The organism is Vibrio sp. OPT46 (assembly GCF_015163535.1).
Classification (GTDB): domain Bacteria; phylum Pseudomonadota; class Gammaproteobacteria; order Enterobacterales; family Vibrionaceae; genus Vibrio; species Vibrio alginolyticus.
Window position 1 is genome coordinate 1 of the sequence record NZ_JADDYG010000834.1, and the last position, 211, is coordinate 211.

The 211-nt window shown below is 39.3% G+C and carries 1 protein-coding gene; it reads left to right on the forward strand.

Annotated features, from left to right (window positions below):
- Window positions 1–211 (forward strand): hypothetical protein (locus IQR33_RS29000; protein ID WP_193844271.1); only part of this gene is annotated, 211 nt, incomplete at both ends.

Sequence of the window (211 nt, forward strand, 5' to 3'; positions counted from 1 at the left end):
CTGTTGCTAACGTCACGCATATTTATGACTTATTAGAATCGAATAAAAAATCGCAAGTTTATCAGGCGCTAGATGCACTGGTGGAGGTCGATCTTGATTTGACTGAGCGATTGCATGAACTGCACTTGTTGGCCTTTAAAATGTTGAATCAGATTGAAGAGGCTCGGACATTAACGAATATTGAGCGAATTCAACAGGTTCAAAGTGATTT